Source organism: Alcanivorax sp. HI0044, assembly GCF_001634945.1.
Genome location: NZ_LWEZ01000708.1, coordinates 1 through 600, shown reverse-complemented (window position 1 = coordinate 600; position 600 = coordinate 1). Strand labels below are relative to the sequence as shown.

General features: G+C 54.3%; 1 rRNA gene. It reads right to left on the bottom strand.

The features are described 5' to 3' along the window. A 23S ribosomal RNA gene (locus tag A3730_RS08560) occupies positions 1–600 on the bottom strand; the annotation flags it as partial.

The following is a 600-nucleotide window of genomic DNA, read 5'->3' as shown; positions in this document are numbered from 1 at the left end:
AACGCCCGGTAGGCATAGCCTTCTCCGTCTCTCCATCGCAGTTATAAGAAGTACGGGAATATTAACCCGTTTCCCATCAGCTACGCATTTCTGCCTCGCCTTAGGGGCCGACTCACCCTGCGCCGATTAGCGTTGCGCAGGAAACCTTGGTCTTTCGGCGTGCGGGTTTTTCACCCGCATTATCGTTACTCACGTCAGCATTCGCACTTGTGATACCTCCAGCATGCTTCTCAACACACCTTCACAGGCTTACACAACGCTCCCCTACCCAGCAGAACAAGTCTGCTGCCGCAGCTTCGGTATCCAGTTTGAGCCCCGTTACATCTTCCGCGCAGGCCGACTCGACTAGTGAGCTATTACGCTTTCTTTAAAGGGTGGCTGCTTCTAAGCCAACCTCCTAGCTGTCTGAGCCTTCCCACATCGTTTCCCACTTAACTGGAATTTGGGGACCTTAGCTGGCGGTCTGGGTTGTTTCCCTCTTCACGACGGACGTTAGCACCCGCCGTGTGTCTCCCGGATAGTACTCACTGGTATTCGGAGTTTGCATCGGTTTGGTAAGTCGGGATGACCCCCTAGCCGAAACAGTGCTCTACCCCCAGT